Origin of the sequence: Stenotrophomonas sp. FR024 (genome assembly GCF_047500745.2) — a bacterium.
GTDB classification, from domain to species: Bacteria; Pseudomonadota; Gammaproteobacteria; order Xanthomonadales; family Xanthomonadaceae; genus Stenotrophomonas; species Stenotrophomonas maltophilia_A.
The window spans coordinates 196784-214772 of sequence record NZ_JAXAXM020000003.1; the positions used below are offsets into that span (position 1 = coordinate 196784).

Here is a 17989-nt window from a genome sequence, read left to right on the forward strand (position 1 = left end):
ACCCCGCTCGCGGTAGTGCCGGCCGCTGGCCGGCAACCTCGGGAATGGCGGCAGTTGCCGGCCAGCGACCGGCACGACCTGTAGTGCTTACCAGCGCAGCTTGCGCCGCGCCAGCGCCGCCGCCAGTTGCTCCATCACGTGTTGCGCCTGCGCCTGCGGCAGATGATGCAGCGTCAGCGCCACATCACCATGTGCACCGGCGGTGTCCAGCTGCAGGCTGCTGGTGCCCAGCAGTTTGTCCAGCGGCGAGCGTTGCAGGCGCAGGCCCTGCACCTTGTCCAGCTCGGCCCAGCGCCACCAGCGCTTCCACCAGCCGCCGCGCACCGCCACATAGTGTTCGTCCAGGTACCAGCCCATGCGTGCCATCTGCCGGTGCGCGACCAGCAGCGCCACCGGTAGCCACGCCAGCACCAGCAGGCCCCATGGGCCCCAGCGCCAGTACGCGGCCGCAGCCAGCAGCGGCACCAGCACCAGTGCGCCCAGGCACAGCCGCCACCAGCCGCGCTGCGGAATGGACTGCCATTGCAGCGGAGGCCACTGCAGCTGCGGCAGCAGGTGCTGCACCAGCTGCTCACAACGTGTACTGGACGCCAGCGGCGCGAGTTCGCGCAGGGCGCGGTCCTCATCGCGCGCGGGGCCACCGGCGGCACTGTCGATGCGCAGCTGACGCAGCCCGAACCAGCGCTGCAAAGTACCTTCGCGCAGCGTCCAGGCCTGGATGCGCCGGCGCGCCACGCTGCTGCGGGTGCGGCTGAGCAGACCGGCCGATACGGTCAGGCGTCGGTCCTGCTCGCTGAGGGTGAAGCCGTGGTAGCGCAGCAGCGTCAGCACCACCGACAGCACGCGCAGCGCAAGCCAGCCCAGCAGCAGCGCGGCAGCCAGCAGCAGAAACGCACCGGTCACGCCGGGGTGCAGATGGCTGGCGTAGCCAAAGGCTTCGCGTCCACCGCGCTGGAGGGCATCGTCCATCACCGGCCGTGGCACGGTCTGGAACAGCACGCCGAACGCGGCGATCGCCAGCGCCCAGCCGCGGTTGGAGAGCAGGCCCATGCGTACCACGTCCCAGCTCGACAGGCGCAGCAGTACCTGCTCGTTCTCAGTCGCGGTGCTGGCAACCGGGTCGGGCTCGGTGATGCCGGCGGCCTGCGGCGCCTGCCCGCGCTGGCGGACCAGCCGTTCCAGCGCCAGCGCCTGGTCCAGCTTCAGCACCCGCATCTCCGCTTCCGGGCGCACGCCACCGGCCGATTCCAGGCGCAGCTCGGCCACACCAAACAGACGGTGCAGCGGGTTCTGTCGCACCTCCACGTTGTGGATGCGCGCGAACGGAATCTCACGCCGGTTGCGCGCGAGCAGACCGCTGCGCACGGTGATCGCATCACTGCCGATACGGTAGCGGTAGCTGAGGTACTGCAGCACCGACACCAGTACCAGTGCGGCAATTGCCGTCAGCGGAATCAGCTGCGCCCACATCGGGTCGCGGTCGCCGCGCTGGCCGAACACCAGCAGTGCGACCAGCGGCAGGAAGTAATGGCGCAACTGCATCAACAGTACGAACAACCACGACCACGGATGCAGGCGATGGTCCTCGCCACCGGCAGGCAGCGATGCGGGCAGGGGCGGCGGCAGGCTCACAGGGCGTCGGCGTCCTGGTCGAGCTGATGGGACAGGGTGTCACGCAGGCGCTCGGCGTCGGCCTCGTCCAGGCCGCTCACGGTCACTGCGCTCATGCGGGTCCCGGCGGTGTGCACGATCAGCGTGGCCAGGCCGGCACGGCGTTCCAGCGGGCCGCGGCGCAGGTCCAGGTGCTGCACGCGCGAAATGGGGATGCGCGTTTCCAGCTGCCACATCAGGTCGCGGCGCAGGCCCAGCCCTTGGGCATCCAGCCGCCAGCGGGTGCGGGTCAAGCGCCGGCGGCCGAGCCAGGCGCCGAAGACGATGCCGATCAGCAGCCCAAGGGCGGCCGTCCACAGGCCGCCGGGCAGGTCGAAGAACCACGCGGCTGCGGCCAGCGGCAGGCCCGGCACAAACAGGCCGCCGAAGGCACCTTCCAGTGCGGCCAGCCGCGCGGCGCGGCGCGGCAGCGACTGCCAGGCATCGGTGGTCGGAGCAGTAAGGGGAACGTCGGTCACGCGGGCTCCGTCAGGTGGCAGGGCGGGCGGTGGCGGCCGTGGCCGCACCGCGCAGACGGTAGCAGGTCGGCTGCGTTACTGGGCAGCCTGGATCAGCGCGTCCACATCCAGCATGTGGCCGGCACGATCAGCCTTGGTGCGCAGGTAGTGCTCGTTCTCGGCGGTGATCTCGCCGGTGACCGGAATGCAGTCCAGCACCTCGATGCCAGCGTTGCGCAGGCGCTGCGCCTTGGTCGGGTTGTTGCTGAGTAGGGCCACGCGCGAAATGCCCAGGCCGCGCAGCATCGCCACCGCGCTGCCGTAGCGCCGTTCGTCGGCGCCGAAGCCGAGCTGTGCATCGGCATCGATGGTGTCCAGGCCGTCATGCTGGTAGCCATAGGCGCGCATCTTGGCGGCGATGCCGGTGCCGCGGCCTTCCTGGTCCAGGTACAGCAGCACGCCGCCGCCCAGTTCCTTCAGCTTGCGCAGGCCGCGCCGCAGCTGGTCGCCGCAGTCGCACTTGAGCGAACCGAACAGGTCGCCGGTCAGGCACGAGGAGTGCACGCGTACCGGTACCACCGCCGACAGATCCGGTTCGCCGACGATGATCGCGACCTGGTCACGCTGGGCGACGCCACCACGGAACACCGCGAACGTGGTCATGCCGACATCGCGCAGCGGTACCGGCGAACGCGCCACCAGTTCGTAGTCATGCGCGGCATGTGCTGCGCCCTCGGCCAGGTCGCACAGCGCAACCTCGGCCGCGCCATCGAAGGTGTGGTCTTTGGCGTCCAGGCGCACCGCCACCATCGCCGGCAGCAACAGGCCGAGGCGGGCCAGTTCCACCGCGCCTGCATCGAAGGCGTCACCGGCGCTCCAGCCGTCCGGCATCGGGCCCGGTTCACGCAGGTAGCCCAGCGAGGGCAGGGCATCGAAGGCAACACCGGCCAGCGGCAGGCGCGCACCCTGCGGGGCCTCCACGCCAAGCACGCGGGCGCGGGTGGCGGTCAGGAACAGGTAGTGCCGCTCGCGGGCGGCATTGGCGAAGGCAGCGAAGCTGCTGGCCGTGGCGCTGTCCAGCGCGATCACCGCCAGGCGCTGGCCCTGGCCATCGTGGAGAAGCACCGGGCGACCGGCACGCAGTTCGGCCACCGCGCGCTCGCAGCGGATCGCGGCCGGATCGCCGAACAGGGAAGAAGCAGCAGACATGGCAGGACCGGGGGAGTCGGACATCGCAGTCTCTATGGGGGCGCCGGCGTCGTATTCAACGTGGTGCGGCCGCCGGTCGCAGGGGCCGGATGGGCCTGGGTGCGGCGGCCGTCAGTGCGGATGCTCTTCGGTCGCGTACGGGTCTTCTTCGCCGCTGCCCGGTGGCCGCAGCGTATAGCGCTTGTAGGTCCACTGGTACTGCGCCGGATCGCGGCGGGCAATGCGCTCGATGCCGGCATTGAGCGCGGTGGCGGCCACCTGCGGGTCGGGGTCGGCCACGGCGGCGTCGGTCGGTTCGATGTGCAGGGCGAATTCCATGTCCGGGCCGATGCGCTCGCACCAGCCATACAGCACGGTGGCGCCGGTGCGCTCGGCCAGCCGGTTGACCAGGGTCATGGTCAGCGCCTGCACGCCGAAGAACGGCACGAACACGCCATCGCCGGCCTTGGGCTGCTGGTCGGGCAGGATGCCGGTGGCACCGCCGTCCTTGAGCACCTTGAACAGCTGGCGCACGGCCGGGCCTTCGGCGCGCACCTGCTGTACGTTCTGGCCGCCCCGCACCAGCTGCAGGAAGGCATCGCTGGCCTCGTCCTCCGGTGGCTTGTAGACGATGGCGATCTGCCCGCGCGAGGCCAGCCACTGGTTCAGCAGCTCCCAGTTGCCGAAGTGCGGTGCGGCCACGATCACGCCCTTGCCGCTGGCCAGGGCCGCGTCGTACAGGGCCTCGCCGTGGCGCTGCTTCAGGTGCAGGCGCAGGTTGTCGGCCGGCGCCTGGCTCCACAGGCGCAGGGTCTCGATGGCCTGCAGGGCGGTGGAGCGCAGCAGCTCCCGGTGCAGGCGGTCGCGCGTGGCGCGGTCCAGGTCCGGGTAGGCCAGCTCCAGGTTGCGTCGGGTGACGCGGCTCTCACGGGCATTGAGACTGATCCAGGTCCAGGACAGGGCACGGGCGATTCCCCGCAGCAGCGGCCAGGGCAGGCGGGCGAACAGGGTGGTGGCGCGGTAGACCAGCCGGGCTTTGCGTTGCGGATTCATCTGCGCCAGTTTAGCCAAGGGCGCTGCTATCGTGGCCGGCCCCGTTCATTGGAGCCCACGATGCTCGTCCTTATCCAGCGTGTCAGCCAGGCTGCCGTCCACGTCGATGACGAAGCGGTCGGCCAGATTGGTCCGGGCCTGCTGGCGCTGGTGGGCATGGAACCGGGCGATACCGAGGCCCAGCTGCGGCGCATGGCCGAGCGCCTGCTGGGCTACCGGGTGTTCGCCGACGAGGCCGGGAAGATGAACCGGTCGCTGCGCGATACCGGCGGCGGCCTGCTGCTGGTCAGCCAGTTCACCCTGGCGGCCGATACCCGTTCGGGCATGCGGCCCAGCTTCACCAGCGCCGCACCGCCGGACGAGGCTGAACGCGGGTTCAATCGATTTGTCGAGATCTGTCGTGAAAATCACGCACCAGGGGTGGAAACGGGCCGATTTGGTGCCCATATGGTCGTCAGCCTGGTCAATGACGGTCCCGTGACCTTCCTTCTCAGGCCCTGAGCCTGCGGGACCACCGCCCGGCAGGCGGGGCCCCGGGCTGGTATAATGCTACGTTCCCTATTTCTCCCTAGCCGGTGGCGCGAGCACTACATGGCCAACGAACGTCCTGCCCAATCCGAAATCAAGCAACTGATCAGCAAGGGCCTGGAACAGGGCTACCTGACCTACGCCGAAGTCAATGACCATCTGCCGGACGACATGGTCGACCCGGAACAGATCGAAGACATCATCGGCATGATCAACGGCATGGGCATCGATGTCCATGAAGTTGCGCCGGATGTGGAAACCCTGCTTCTCAACGATGGCAACACCGGTAACCGCGAAGTCGATGACACCGCGGCCGAAGAAGCCGCCGCCGCGCTGAGCGCGCTCGATACCGAAGGTGGCCGTACCACCGACCCGGTGCGCATGTACATGCGCGAAATGGGCACCGTCGAGCTGCTGACCCGCGAAGGCGAAATCGCCATTGCCAAGCGCATCGAGGAAGGCCTTTCGCAGGTCCAGGCCGCCCTGGGCCAGTTCCCGGTCTCGGTCGAGTCGCTGCTGACCGACTACGAAGCCCACAAGGAAGGCAAGAAGCGCCTGGCCGAAGTGATCGTTGGTTTCAACGACCTGGCCGACGAAGAGCCGGCGCCGCCGGCGGCTGCTGCCGATGACAGCAGCGATGCCGACGCCGAAGGCGACGAGGACGAGGACGATGATGTCGAGGGTGGCGAGGAAGAAGCCGCACCGACCGGTCCGGATCCGGAGGAAGTCGCTGCGCGCATGCAGGCGCTGAGCGATGCCTTCAACGCCTTCAAGAAGGCCGCCACCAAGGGCGACAAGAAGAACCTGCCGCGCCTGCGCGAAGAGATGTCGGCGGTGTTCGTCACCCTGAAGCTGCCGCTGCCGCTGACCGACGTGCTGACCAAGCAGCTGCGCGACACCATGGCGTCGATCAAGGCCCATGAGCGCCGTGTGCTGAATCTGGCGACCGTCACCGCCCGCATGCCGCGCAAGGACTTCATCCGTTCCTGGGAAGGCAACCAGACCAATCTGGAGTGGGTGGAAGACGCGCTGAAGCGCAAGCAGAAGTGGTCTTCGGCCCTGCGCGAAGTAAAGGACCAGATCATCGCCGAACAGCAGGCGACGATCGACATCGAGAAGCTGACCCAGCTGGACCTGGAAGAGCTGAAGGAAATCAGCCGTGCCATGGCCTACGGTGAAGCCAAGGCGCGCAAGGCCAAGAAGGAAATGGTCGAGGCCAACCTGCGCCTGGTGATCTCGATCGCCAAGAAGTACACCAATCGCGGCCTGCAGTTCCTCGACCTGATCCAGGAAGGCAACATCGGCCTGATGAAGGCCGTGGACAAGTTCGAGTACCGCCGCGGTTACAAGTTCTCGACCTACGCCACCTGGTGGATCCGCCAGGCGATCACCCGCTCGATCGCCGACCAGGCGCGCACCATCCGTATTCCGGTGCACATGATCGAGACGATCAACAAGTTGAACCGCATTTCCCGCCAGATGCTCCAGCAGTACGGCCGCGAGGCTACGCCGGAGGAGCTGGCCAAGGAAATGGACATGCCGGAAGACAAGATCCGCAAGGTGATGAAGATCGCCAAGGAGCCGATCTCGATGGAAACCCCGATCGGCGACGACGAGGATTCCCATCTGGGCGACTTCATCGAGGACACCAACGTGGAGTCCCCGATCGAGAACACCACCAACATCAATCTGTCTGAAACCGTGCGCGACGTGCTGGCCGGCCTCACCCCGAGGGAAGCCAAGGTGCTGCGCATGCGCTTCGGTATCGACATGAACACCGACCACACCCTTGAGGAAGTCGGCAAGCAGTTCGACGTGACCCGCGAGCGCATCCGCCAGATCGAAGCGAAGGCCCTGCGCAAGCTGCGTCACCCGAGCCGCTCGGAGCAGCTGCGCAGCTTCCTGGATATCGATTGATTTCCAGCGGCTGTTGAAGCGTTGAGAGAAACCCCGCTTCGGCGGGGTTTTTCTTTGCCCACCATATCCCTGTAAAGCCGAGCCTTTGCTCGACTGAGGCTTATGATTACGTAACAAATAATGTAACGGAAGACCCGCGTCGAAGCTGGCTCTTCGTGAAGATGCCCATTATTTTCAAGCTCATAGGTGCACGGCCGCGCTTGCAGTCCCGCTTTTTTGATGCTAATTACGTAACAAATTTCGTATTACGTAATGCACATGCCACGCGCTCAACGCCCACAGGTACTGGATCTGATCGCTCAGCTGGCCCCCGGCCAGCCGCTACCTGCCGCGGCGCTGGCCGAGCGTCTGGGGGTGGACCGGATGGCGCTCAGCCGGCTGGTGGCCGCCAGTGGCCCGCAGGTGGTGCGCATGGGCAGCACCCGGGCAACCGCCTATGCACTGCGGCGGCCCACCCGGGCCGGCAGCGAATGGCCGCTGTACCGGCTGCGCGAAGATGCGACGCTGGAGGAGCTGGGGCGGGTAATTGCGCTGGTAGGAGGCGGCTTCCACGTCGATGCCGGGCCTGACTGCCCGAACCTGCGACGCGCGCCCGAAGGTGACGTTGCCGCCTTCTTTCCTGACTTGCCGTGGTACCTGGATGACCTGCGACCGCAGGGATTTCTTGGTCGCAGCTTCGCCCATGGCCGTGCGCAGGCGCTCGGCCTGCCGAAGGACCTCAAGAGCTGGCAACCGGACGATGTGTTGATGGCCCTGGTAACCGCTGGCGGGACTGAAGCGGGCGATCTGCTGCTCGGTACCGCCGCCGTGGAGGCGGCGATGGAGACGTTGCAGGTGCCGATCGATCGGGTTGCGGCCGACGATCGTCTTGCACAGTATCGCGAGCGTGCGCGTGCTGCGCTGGACGGAGAGGACGTGGGCTCCTCGCCGGGTGGCGAGCAACCCAAGTTCACCGCCACCGTAGAGGCCTACGGCAGGCGCCGCTCGGTCCTGGTCAAGTTCGCGCAGCCCGATGAAGGCGCCGCCGCCCAGCGCTGGAGCGATCTGCTGGTCTGCGAACATCTGGCGCTTGAGGCCCTGCGCGAGTCCGGACAAGCCGCGGCGTCCAGCGAACTGCTGCAGTCGCCCACGCACACCTTCCTGGAAATCGAGCGCTTCGACCGCACGCCCGATCTGCTGGGGCGGCGAGGCCAGGTCTCGCTGCTGTCGCTATCGTCTGCGTTCACCGGCGAGGTCACCCCAGCGTGGCCGGTTGCAGGCGCCGAACTGCGTGATCAAGGCTGGCTGACGGCCGACACCGTGCAGGCGATGGGCCGACGCCATGCGTTCGGGCGGCTGATCGGCAACAGCGACATGCACCACGGCAACATCGCCTTCCACTTCATTGATCGCGGCCCGCTGCCGCTGGCGCCGGTCTACGACATGCTGCCGATGTCGCTGGCGCCGTCAAAGCTGGGCGTGTTGCGCGCGGACGAGCCGCTGTCGCCGGTCGCGCCGCTGGGCAGTGGTGATCTGCAGCATCTGCGCTGGGCGGCACCGGTGGCTGAAGCATTCTGGCAGTGCGTGGCTGTTGACGGGCGGATCCAGTCGCCGGCAATGCGGTCGTTGGCGGGGGCGAACGCCGAGCGGGTGCGGGAGATGGGCGCGCGGTTTGGGTGAGCCAGCTGTTGCGCAAGCCTGGGCGCGTGGCGTTGCGCAGCGATGGCTGAGGGTTTTTCAGTGTGTCTTGGCGCCGGCGGGTAGCCGGTTGAGCGCAGGCTCCACTACACTGTAAAGCTGCGCAGGGCCTATAGCTCAACGGTTAGAGCAGGGGACTCATAATCCCTTGGTTCCAGGTTCGAATCCTGGTGGGCCCACCACATTGACGTCCAGCGAAGTCCAGAGACGTCCGCAAAACCCTTGAGTTGCTTGATTTAAGCCCTGCGAGGCATCCAGCGCCGTCCAGCGGCATCCACTTGCATCCACAAAAAAAGTGAGTCAGGCTGTGTGTCAGCGGGCTAGACGCCCCTAAACGACTCACAGGCGCTCGACTCACATGCTGACCGACACCAAGTTGCGCTCGCTCAAGCCGAAGGCCAGTCCCTTCCGTGTGGCTGATGCCAACGGCTTGTGCATTGAAGTGCGCCCCTCGGGAGCCAAAGTGTGGCGCTACCGCTACCGCTATCTGGGAAAGGCCAGCATCGTTACGCTCGACGAGTACCCGTCGATGTCGCTGCAGGCTGCCCGCGTCGAACGCGACCGTCTGCGCTCGCTCCTGCGCGGCGGGGCTAATCCCGCTCAAGTGGCCAGGGTTGAAAAGGCAGTCCAAGGAGAACGGGCTGCGAACACCTTCGGAGCCATCGGCTTGGAGTTGCTCGCCAAGCGAACGAAGGAGGGCCTTTCCCCTGGATCGGTTGTGCGTGAGCGTCGGCTGATCGAGAAGGATCTGGCTGGACTGGCGGATTTGCCCATTGGGGACATCACCGCCCCCGTACTGCTGGCTGCGCTGCGGAAGTTGGAACAGCGCGGTGTTGTAGAAACCGCGCATCGCGCCCGGGCACATGCTGGGCGGGTCTTCCGCTACGCCATCGCGACGGGGCGTGCTGACAAAAATCCCGCTCAGGACCTCACAGGGGCGCTTGAACAGCCTCAGACCAAGCACTTTGCCAGCGTGACTGATCCTGCCGTTATAGGAGGCCTCCTGCGCGCGCTGTGGGGCTACCAGGGGGCACTGGTCACGCAAGCCGCTCTAAAGCTGGCCCCAATGGTGTTTGTTCGCCCTGGGGAGCTTAGGCAGGCGAAGTGGGCTGACATCGACCTTGATGCTGCAGAGTGGCGCTACGTCACCAGCAAGACCAAAACGCCGCACATCGTCCCTCTGTCCGACCAGGCTGTCGAGGTTCTCCGGGAGCTGTACCCGTACACGAAGCGGAGCGAATTTGTCTTCCCTGGCGTCCGCAGCTCGCTGAAGCCAATGAGCGAGAACACGATGAACGCGGCGCTCCGAAACCTTGGCTTCGACTCAGATACGATGGTTGGCCATGGCTTCCGAGCGATGGCAAGAACCGTGCTGGACGAAGTGCTTGGCTATCGCCCGGACTACATCGAGCACCAGCTGGCGCATGCTGTAAAGGATCCGCTTGGGCGGGCCTACAACCGGGCAACCCACCTGCCGGAACGCCGGAAGATGATGCAGGCCTGGTCTGACTATCTCGACCAGCTGCGCGTTACAGAACCGAACGTGCTGGTGTTCAAAGCCAAGCGCGCCTAATCACCGGAGATAGGCCTTTGAGGAGGGCCGAACAAAGAAGCACAGCCGCATAAACAAAGCGGCCGAGAAAGGGGCGGGAACCCCTAGCTCGGCCTACCACAACCGACTATTGGAGAGTCGATCATGGATTGCAGCATTGTACCTGTTGCGCCTGAACGGGCGCGCTCGGCCGAAATCCGGCCCGCACTTTCGGACGTACTGGCCAGCAGCAGGATCGTCCGCGCTTGCCACAGTTGGCTTAGCGCCAACGATGACCTCAATACCTACCGGGTCTGCCTCGCACTTTTTGCCACCGCGTTGGCCCTCGAATTTTGGGAGCGCGCCAATGGCTAAGCGCAATCAAGGCGAGTCGACGGCCCTGAGCAGGGAAGATGCCCTTTTCCAGGCACTGAACTCAGCAAGCCTTGCCATGGGTGACATTGAGGGAATCTGCCAACTGCTCTTCAACGAGCAATCGATGTTCGAGGCAGATTTCCCGGCTCCGATAGCTGCTGCCATCAGTATGATCCGCGAGCGGGCTTCCACTGCAGGAAACGCGATGCAGGAGGTGCTGTAATGCTCAGCTCGACTGTAGCGAAGGCAAGGCAGGAAAAGGATGTACTCGAAGTCCGTATTGAGGCGCTGCTCGAAGCTGGCGTGCCGATCCGAACTTTGATCGGACATCAGCTCTGCAGCATAGACTGGCTTGCTGCTCGAATCGACCACAAGTTCCGGCTTTGCTATCACGGCGAGCGCGGTGAAGTGATTGTTGAGTCCGTTTCTGCAGCCAGGCTCCTCACGCGTGGCAGGGAGCTAGGTTGGCATCCGCTGGATGAAGAACCGTTTGAGCTCGGATGGCCAGACCTCTTCAAGGAACCGCTTTATCACTACCGACACGGCGTGCATTGGTACGCGACCGCTATCTCGGATACGGACCGGATGCTCCCACTCGCGTTTCCTAAGTCTGTCCTGGAGAGAGACAGACTAGCCACGGAAGCAGCGGCTAAGAGGGCTGAAAGTCGATTGCGCCACCAGCAGAAGGCGAGGGACATAGCCTTGGCTGCCAAAGACCGCCAAGCTGATCTGGACAACTTGACGCGTATCTCAGGACGGATGCTGCAGGAGGCTGCACAGGCCGGACGCCCTATTTCAGTTTCGACCGCGCGGCGAAGGGCAAAGGCATGGATGCACCAATGGGAGAAGGACGTTGCCACCGTCATGAAGCGCTTCACAGATAGCCAGGAGGGCAACCATGGCCAGTAATGCAAGTAGGTTCAGGCGGCCGGTCCGATTCAATCGGACCCGTGCAAACCCCATCCACCGCTTGCCCTTCTACCGCCAGAGCCATGCCAAGGTTGGGGACTACTGGCGGATGCCGGAAGCCCGTGGGCATCTGATGGGCCGGGAGGTGGGGCGGGTCTGTTGCATCGCGTTCCTCCAAGCTCTCCAGGAGGCTGCAGCAGACCCACGCACTAGCAAGAGTGCCCACCTGGCCGATATTGTCTGCTCGGCAGTTGAGGCCTACGGGGGGAGTCTGGACAGCGCTCAGCGAGGCGTTGTCGATGGATTCTTTGGGTCTGGATCACCGCTGAGGGAGGTTCTGATGCGAGGCCTTGAATCCAAGAGGGGGGCTGACTACACCATGGAGCAATTGGAGGGTGCTCTCAGCGACTTGGCATCGGTCACCGTTGAGGAGTACGCCGGTAGACGCATGGTTCCAGTGCAATGTCTGATCCCTGATAGGTCCGACCATCCTGCTTTCGAATTGTCATCCCTGGACGCAAGGCCTCAGTAAGAGGCAGCTTGAATTGAGGAACAACTACATGGCCCGTCCCAAACCCGCCAGTCGAATTCCCGACTGGTTCAATCTTGATGCATACGACCGCTTGTCTGGTTTGGACGCCAATGGCTGGCTCACGGTAGTCAGTGGACTTCGCCAGCTGCTTGATGAAACTCCAGAGTTCTATCGAATTGACGATGAAGACGCCGGGGTTAGTCTGGGGGAGCTTGAGGCGACCTTCATAAGCTTCCAAGAGGACGAGGGCATGGGATGGGCCGATTGGAAGAAGCAGGACTATGCCGTCGACAAGGATGCCTTTAACTTTGGCAGCGTACAGTCATTGAGCAACTGGACAGTTGCGCATATGGGTGCAACGCTCGAACACATCAGGAATGGCCCTGAATTGTTGGCCGGCATTAGGACGGCGGTTGAGCTTGAATCAAAGAGGGAATTCAAAGAAGCGAGGAAAGCACTTAAGGCAATGGAATCTCTAGATGAATTTGCCAACACGCCTTTCTTCGTTTCGTTGCGAGATTCAAGGGAAGCTTCAGGTTCTGGGGTCGGGCTGCCCAGGCGTAGAACGCTCTCTGTCAACATGCGAGCTCCTGACGAAATACTCCGAAAGGACTTCGACCGGTGGCTTCAGGCGATGCGCGCTCTTCAGGGGCATCAGGCTGCGAAGAAGTCATTTACGGACACTGATTTCAAAAGGTGGGTGCGCAACGCGTACGTCCCGCTGCTCGTGCTGAACAAGTGGAAGGAACTCACCGGTGCGAGGATCACCTACGGGGACCTTTGTGAAGCGGCGTTCCCACCGATGAGACGAGTGGAAGTAGATGACGTCCGCAAGACTTTCCTGCCAAACGCCAAGGCTTGGGCGTCGCTGGAGACAATTGATGCTCTTGCTGCGCAGGCGGCCCGGGAAGACGAAAAGGCGGAAGATTTTAGCTACTGAGTTTTTCCGGAAATTTCGGTAATCATCGATGACCCGGACAAGAATGAGGGCCTTATTTGGCCCTTCTAGTGCAAGCGCTATGTGCATAGTTTTACATCCGCCCGGACACAGCCGGGCGGGTGCGGACGCCGGTTCGTACCCATCTAACAGGTACGGACAATGGTCATTTCCACGAACGCGCTCGACCCCCTGCTTCACCGAATCCCCGACGCGTGCCGCCGGCTCAGCGTCAGCCGGACGACCCTCTACGAGTTGATCAAAGCGGGCGAGATCCGCTCGGTCAAAATTGGAACTCGATCCCTGATCCCTGAGGTCGATCTCCAGCGAGTGCTGTCCTCCAGACTGGAGGCCGTGCGATGAGCGGATTCGATTTCTCCGATCTGAGCCCAGATCAGCGACGTCTGCTGGACCTCGGTGGCTGGACCGCAGATCACCCCCATGCCGAGACCAAGCCCGGCCGTAAGGATGCCTGGGGCTTGATCGAGCGCGGGCTCCTTCTCGCTGTCAGCGTTCGGAGGCGTGACAGCTACGGCGCTTACTCCCTCACCGAGTACCGGGTGCCGGACACGGCTCGCCGGGCGTGGGCTCAGCACAAGGAGACCTCGGTATGACCTCCGATGCTATCCGGCTTGGGCGCGTGGCCGCTCAGGGCCGAACCCTAATGCGCCTGCCAGAGGTGATCGCCGCTTGCGGCATGTCCCGCTCTCTCATCTACAAGATGGTGAAGGAAGGCCGGTTTCCCCGCCCGATTCGAGTGGCTGCCCGCTTGTCTGCCTGGGACTCGGAGGCGGTGCGGTGCTGGATCGACTCCCGTTGTGAAGAGGGGAGGGCAGCCTAATGGCCACTGGAATCGTGCACGTCGATTTCCACGGTGCCGAACTCATCGGCCGTCTCCATCAGGGACAACCCTTTGTGGCCATGCGGCCCATCGTGGAAGGCATGGGGCTGGATTGGTCCAAGCAGCTCGAGAAGCTGAAATCTCACCCCGTGTTGGCCCGGCAACTGTCTGCCTTAAGGGGGATGGTTGCCGGTGATGGCAAAGGTCGCCAGATGTAGGCGTTGCCCTTGTCTAGGCTCCCGTTCTGGCTGGCCACAGTGAACCCTAACAAGGTGAAGGCTGCCATCAGGGAGCGAGTGATTCTGTTCCAGGAGCAGGCGGCCGACGTTCTCGCGGCGGCATTCCTCTCGAATGGCACTAGGCAGGATGCGGCAATGGCAAAGCGCGTTGCAGGCACCGTGATGTGCCGGATCCTGCACGACACGCTAGTTGGGCTGGGCCGGGACCCGAAGGGTTACGACTACGCCACCGAGCATCGACTCGTGAATCACTGCATCACTGGGGTCTTTGGCGGCGTCTGTGAGGACTCGCTTTCCACAGACCAGCTCAAGCTGCAGCAAGAGCTCAGGATGCAGAACGCGGTGTGGATCGGGCAGGGCAGGCCATATCGTGAGCGCAAGCCTCTCCTTGAGCAGCATGCAGCCATTTGGTGCAGCTCTCAGCAGATCGTTTGGGAGGCCTCAAATGCTTCCTAGCGCGACTGACAGGCTATTGCATTGCGCCAGCGGTCTCCTCGTCTCGCCGAGTACTGGGGAGCTATGGAGCGCCTGCGGGCGGACAGTAGGCCGGAGATACCGTGACGGGTACATCAGGGTCATTCACCGCCGGGCAGGTGGTTCCTGCACAACCTGGTATGCCCACAGGCTCGTGTGGGAGGCCGTCCACGGTCCTGTACCCAAGAGGATGGAGGTGGACCACCTCGACGGTGATGCGTCGAACAACAGGCTGGACAACCTGCAATTGGTGACTGGTTCGGAGAATCGCCGACTTCAACGCGCACGGAACATAGCCAAGTTCGGCAGCCCCTCCTCCCAGTGCAAGCTCAGCGTTGCAGAGGTGGAAGCTGTCCTGCGCACGGTGGGAATCGTTCCAACCAAGGTTTGGGCGCGCCGCTACGGCGTGAATAGTTCAACTATCAGGTGCATCCGCAAGAAGAAGACTTGGCGTCACGTGGTGGCAGGGACGACCTGTAGAGCCAAACGTCCTAAGCGCGGCTGAGGCCGTGTTCCTTGCCCTTGGGGGGCACATGCACAGTACAAGCCAAGACCGCGCCCAGCGGTCTCCAGAGGGCGGCGCAAGCTATGGCCAGGCGCAACCCAAGAAGAACACTGACAGGCGGCGCCAGAAGCTCGTAGGGCGGTCGAAGGGCGCGCCGTTCCTGATGCTTGAGCACAGGATTTCCGACTCGCCGGAGTTCGGCCAGCTATCTGGTAACGCCGTAAAGCTGCTGCTGGAACTGGCCCGGCAGTACAGGCCTGGCAAAAACGGCGATTTGAGCATCCCCTGGTCGATGCTCTCGACCCGTGGTTGGAGGAGCAAGGCGACCGTGCACGGCGCCAAGCTTGAGCTCCTCGCCGCAGGCTGGATCATCGAGACGCGCAAAGGTGGCAAGAACATGTGCAGCCTGTATGCGCTGACCTATTACGCCGTCGATGAGTCCGAAAAGCACCTTGAGCCACCGACCGTAACTCCACTGAACCTGTGGAGGAATCGAAATGGGTAGTCGCTATGTAGGCCAACTAGGTCGCTATGCAGGCCAATCCCGCTATGAGTTGGCCCGCATAGAGACCTACGAGGTCGCAATGCAGGCCAGTCAGGCGGTTATCCACACCCATTCGAGGTCGCTATGTGTACACCCTTCTAGATATATACCAAGCGGAGCGTGCTCTTCCTGCTTCAAAGCATTGGCTTTAGGGCTTCAAGCCACGGCGGTCGTTTCTGGACGCCTCCAAGGAGAAGCGCGAACCGGTTCGCGAGGCGGAGTAGTCCGTCTGGCGGACGGGTCGCGCTGGGAGGCCGACCATGGCATCTCAAGAACATGAGCGGTACTTGGAGATGGTGCTGCTGGAGAACGAGGCAGTCGATTTGGTTGTGAGGAGCGTCGCTCGTGCGTTTGGCTTCGGGGCGCCAACACGGCCCGCAATCCGGCATGCGACGAGGCGGAGCCCCAGCGAGGAGTGCTGCCCGGATGACGGTGCGTACCTGCCTATCCATCGGGTGCACTCGATTGAGCAGGCCGCATCCAAGTACCTACCAACGCAGGCCGCGGCCCGTAAGCAGGCGCTGGATAGGTTTAGCCCGAAGGATCGCCAAGCAGTGCTGGATTTTGACCAGATGGCGGTGATGCGCGCGCCGACCGCGACTGATCGTACTCGCCAGCTACGGAGCTGGAAGACACAGGGATCGCTTACGGCCGCGCCTGTCGGGGGGCCGAGCAGGCTGGTGCTGCACGCTCTGGCGGATGCCCAGCTGGACGGTCCACTTGGCGCATGGCTGATGCTGTACGCCATCGGTGACGAGAGAAGCTGGCCGTTGGTCTGTCGGCACATGACTGCGTGCGGACACCCAGACTGGGCTTCGCTGGAAGCGGTCCGGAGATTGCTGGCCGGCCGCCAGCAGCAGTCTTATCGGGAGTCGGCCAAGGGCCAAGCCCGCCAAGAGCAGCGGTTTCGTGTCGAGGTGCAGTCGGCTGAGAGGCGCCTGCTTGAATGGCTGGGCCGCGCCAGCCGGAGAGTTGCCGCCGCAATGGGTGCTTCCTGCGAGTAGTAGACCCATGTGGACGCCAGTGGACGCGGGAGCCAGAAACACCCAAATCCCGACCTATCTAGTAGGACCCCATGTCCCCCCAAGGGCGGGTCCAGGCGGCAGCCCCCGAGAGCTGCCGCCTTCTTTTTTTGCCGATGAAGGCGCGCCAGGCGCCCCTTCCCACTCGCAGCCAAGCGACTACAGACGGAGCTCCCGAATCTAATGGCCACCTTCTATGAATCTTTTGCTCAAGGCATGCAGAACGGTCTTGAGCGCCAAAAGGCAGTCACGCAGCGCAACATGCTGGCAGAGTTGCAGCAGCTGGCACCCAAGGTCATCGCGGGAGATTTGCCCGCTACCGATCGGGCGTTTGCCCTTGATCCGAAGACCGCGCAGTCCTATCAGGCCGAAGGAGATCGACAGCAAAACAAGCTCGTTGGCTTGGCGAAGTCGCTCACCAAGTTCGCTGGCAATCCGCAGATGCAAGCTGGTATCTACCGCAGCGCCGTTCCGTACTTGAAGCGAAATTTTGGCGCTGAGATCCCGGACGAATTCGACGCCGCCTCGGTCATGCCGATTGTCGATCAGGTACTGGCTGTCGCTGCTGGTCAACCAACAGCCCAGGGCGAGCAGTTCACCCTTTCGCCGGGATCCAAGCGCTTCGATGCAACGGGCAAGGTGTTGGCTGAAGTGCCGTTTGCGCCGGCCAACGCCAACATGGTCGATATGCCTGATGGAATGGGCGGGAGCGTGAAGATGATTTGGGACCCTCGCGAGCGAAAGCTGAGCGATCTCCCTGGCTCGGGGCAGCAGCCGGTGATGTCGCCCACTGGAGTAGGCCCAGCAGGCAACCGCTACAGTCTCGGGTCGGATTTGAATCCGGACGAGCTCGCCGCTGCACAGGCGGATATCGCCGCTGGCGGAACGTTGGACAACGTAACTCTGCCTGACAGGCAAGTGGCCACCGCCGGGAGGATGGGGTACACCCCGCCCAAGCAGCGTGAGGCGCCTCAAGGGTACGTCTATCAGGGGAATGCGTTGGCGCCCATCCCCGGAGGTCCGGCCGACAACTCATCCCCGCAGGCCATTGCTACGGGCGAGCAGAGCCTCCGCAAAGAGGTGACCCAGAACCTCAAGGAGGATCAGGGCGTCCTGTCAATGTATCGAAACGTCCAGGCGGCTGCCGGCCAGCCAAGTGCAGCAGGCGACCTGAGCCTGATCTTTGCGTTCATGAAGATGCTGGATCCAGGCTCAGTAGTCCGCGAGCAGGAATTTGCCAACGCGCAGAACGCTGCAGGCGTCCCAGATCAGGTGCGCAATGCCTACAACAAGGCCATCAGTGGCCAGCGGTTGAATCCCACGCAGCGCCAGGACTTCCTCAACCAAGCCGCTCAGCTCGCGACCAATGCGGAAGGGCGGATCACCGGGACAACCCGAAAGTACCAGGAGATCGCACGCCAGTATGGGTACGACCCGGTACGCGGCACGGGCATGGCTGATTTCTCCGGGGTCACTGGCAGCGTCAGTAGCGGTCCCGAGCAGCCTGTTGGCCCTGCGCGCCCTCAGACGGATGCGGACTTCAAGGCTCTTCCCAGCGGCTCTCTCTACATCGACCCGGACGATGGTCGAACCTACCGAAAGAGGTAAG

General features: G+C 63.8%; 18 protein-coding genes, 1 tRNA gene and 1 pseudogene. 16 read left to right on the top strand and 4 right to left on the bottom strand.

The features are described 5' to 3' along the window. Positions 1-87 precede the first annotated feature (87 nt). The 4 genes from ACMZ91_RS04960 to ACMZ91_RS04975 form a co-directional block, all read right to left on the bottom strand. A complete protein-coding gene (locus tag ACMZ91_RS04960; protein ID WP_049461971.1) occupies positions 88-1632 on the bottom strand; it encodes a PH domain-containing protein in 1545 nt (514 codons plus the stop codon). Then, entirely contained in the window at positions 1629-2129 is a 501-nt protein-coding gene (locus ACMZ91_RS04965; protein ID WP_032128561.1) for a PH domain-containing protein, read from the bottom strand. The genes ACMZ91_RS04960 and ACMZ91_RS04965 overlap by 4 nt, the downstream gene beginning before the upstream one ends. Positions 2130-2204: 75 nt before the next feature. Further along, a complete protein-coding gene (gene ribA / locus ACMZ91_RS04970; RefSeq protein ID WP_049461973.1) occupies positions 2205-3341 on the bottom strand; it encodes a GTP cyclohydrolase II RibA in 1137 nt (378 codons plus the stop codon). Between the two features lie 87 nt (positions 3342-3428). Continuing rightward, entirely contained in the window at positions 3429-4349 is a 921-nt protein-coding gene (locus ACMZ91_RS04975; protein ID WP_049461974.1) for a lauroyl acyltransferase, read from the bottom strand. A gap of 60 nt (positions 4350-4409) precedes the next feature. Between ACMZ91_RS04975 and dtd the strand changes: the two genes are divergently transcribed. From dtd to ACMZ91_RS05055, 16 genes and pseudogenes are all read left to right on the top strand, one after another. After that, positions 4410-4850, top strand: coding sequence for a D-aminoacyl-tRNA deacylase (gene dtd, locus ACMZ91_RS04980; protein ID WP_049401012.1), 441 nt, complete (start codon positions 4410-4412; stop codon positions 4848-4850). 90 nt (positions 4851-4940) lie between these two features. Beyond that, complete coding sequence (rpoD, locus tag ACMZ91_RS04985) at positions 4941-6794, top strand: RNA polymerase sigma factor RpoD (RefSeq protein WP_014038623.1); 1854 nt, start codon at positions 4941-4943, stop codon at positions 6792-6794. 258 nt (positions 6795-7052) lie between these two features. Beyond that, positions 7053-8453, top strand: a complete 1401-nt coding sequence (yjjJ, locus tag ACMZ91_RS04990; protein ID WP_414576832.1) for a type II toxin-antitoxin system HipA family toxin YjjJ — start codon at positions 7053-7055, stop codon at positions 8451-8453. A gap of 124 nt (positions 8454-8577) precedes the next feature. Next, positions 8578-8653, top strand: a tRNA-Ile gene (locus ACMZ91_RS04995). Positions 8654-8829: 176 nt separating this feature from the next. Further along, positions 8830-10044, top strand: coding sequence for a tyrosine-type recombinase/integrase (locus ACMZ91_RS05000; protein ID WP_414576834.1), 1215 nt, complete (start codon positions 8830-8832; stop codon positions 10042-10044). A gap of 123 nt (positions 10045-10167) precedes the next feature. Continuing rightward, positions 10168-10377: a hypothetical protein gene (locus ACMZ91_RS05005; RefSeq protein WP_414576835.1), complete on the top strand. Its 210-nt coding sequence runs from the start codon at positions 10168-10170 to the stop codon at positions 10375-10377. Beyond that, positions 10370-10600, top strand: a complete 231-nt coding sequence (locus ACMZ91_RS05010; RefSeq protein ID WP_074899926.1) for a hypothetical protein — start codon at positions 10370-10372, stop codon at positions 10598-10600. Before ACMZ91_RS05005 ends, ACMZ91_RS05010 begins: the two co-directional genes overlap by 8 nt. Next, positions 10600-11286: a hypothetical protein gene (locus ACMZ91_RS05015; protein WP_414576837.1), complete on the top strand. Its 687-nt coding sequence runs from the start codon at positions 10600-10602 to the stop codon at positions 11284-11286. Before ACMZ91_RS05010 ends, ACMZ91_RS05015 begins: the two co-directional genes overlap by 1 nt. Positions 11287-11846: 560 nt before the next feature. Further along, entirely contained in the window at positions 11847-12758 is a 912-nt protein-coding gene (locus ACMZ91_RS05020) for a DUF6387 family protein (RefSeq protein WP_414576839.1), read from the top strand. Between the two features lie 159 nt (positions 12759-12917). After that, entirely contained in the window at positions 12918-13118 is a 201-nt protein-coding gene (locus ACMZ91_RS05025; protein ID WP_019338908.1) for a helix-turn-helix transcriptional regulator, read from the top strand. Continuing rightward, positions 13115-13369, top strand: coding sequence for a hypothetical protein (locus tag ACMZ91_RS05030; RefSeq protein ID WP_154264540.1), 255 nt, complete (start codon positions 13115-13117; stop codon positions 13367-13369). Before ACMZ91_RS05025 ends, ACMZ91_RS05030 begins: the two co-directional genes overlap by 4 nt. Before the next feature lie 50 nt (positions 13370-13419). Then, positions 13420-13596: a helix-turn-helix transcriptional regulator gene (locus ACMZ91_RS05035; protein ID WP_414576899.1), complete on the top strand. Its 177-nt coding sequence runs from the start codon at positions 13420-13422 to the stop codon at positions 13594-13596. After that, positions 13596-14291, top strand: a pseudogene (locus ACMZ91_RS05040) (phage antirepressor N-terminal domain-containing protein). The gene ACMZ91_RS05035 and the pseudogene ACMZ91_RS05040 overlap by 1 nt, the downstream one beginning before the upstream one ends. Then, complete coding sequence (locus ACMZ91_RS05045; RefSeq protein ID WP_414576842.1) at positions 14281-14814, top strand: HNH endonuclease signature motif containing protein; 534 nt, start codon at positions 14281-14283, stop codon at positions 14812-14814. Before ACMZ91_RS05040 ends, ACMZ91_RS05045 begins: the two are co-directional and overlap by 11 nt. A gap of 28 nt (positions 14815-14842) precedes the next feature. Beyond that, the gene (locus ACMZ91_RS05050) at positions 14843-15319 is read left to right on the top strand and encodes a hypothetical protein (protein ID WP_051007174.1); all 477 of its coding nucleotides are present in this window, start codon (positions 14843-14845) and stop codon (positions 15317-15319) included. Positions 15320-16563: 1244 nt separating this feature from the next. After that, the gene (locus ACMZ91_RS05055; protein WP_414576844.1) at positions 16564-17988 is read left to right on the top strand and encodes a hypothetical protein; all 1425 of its coding nucleotides are present in this window, start codon (positions 16564-16566) and stop codon (positions 17986-17988) included. Position 17989 lies beyond the last annotated feature (1 nt).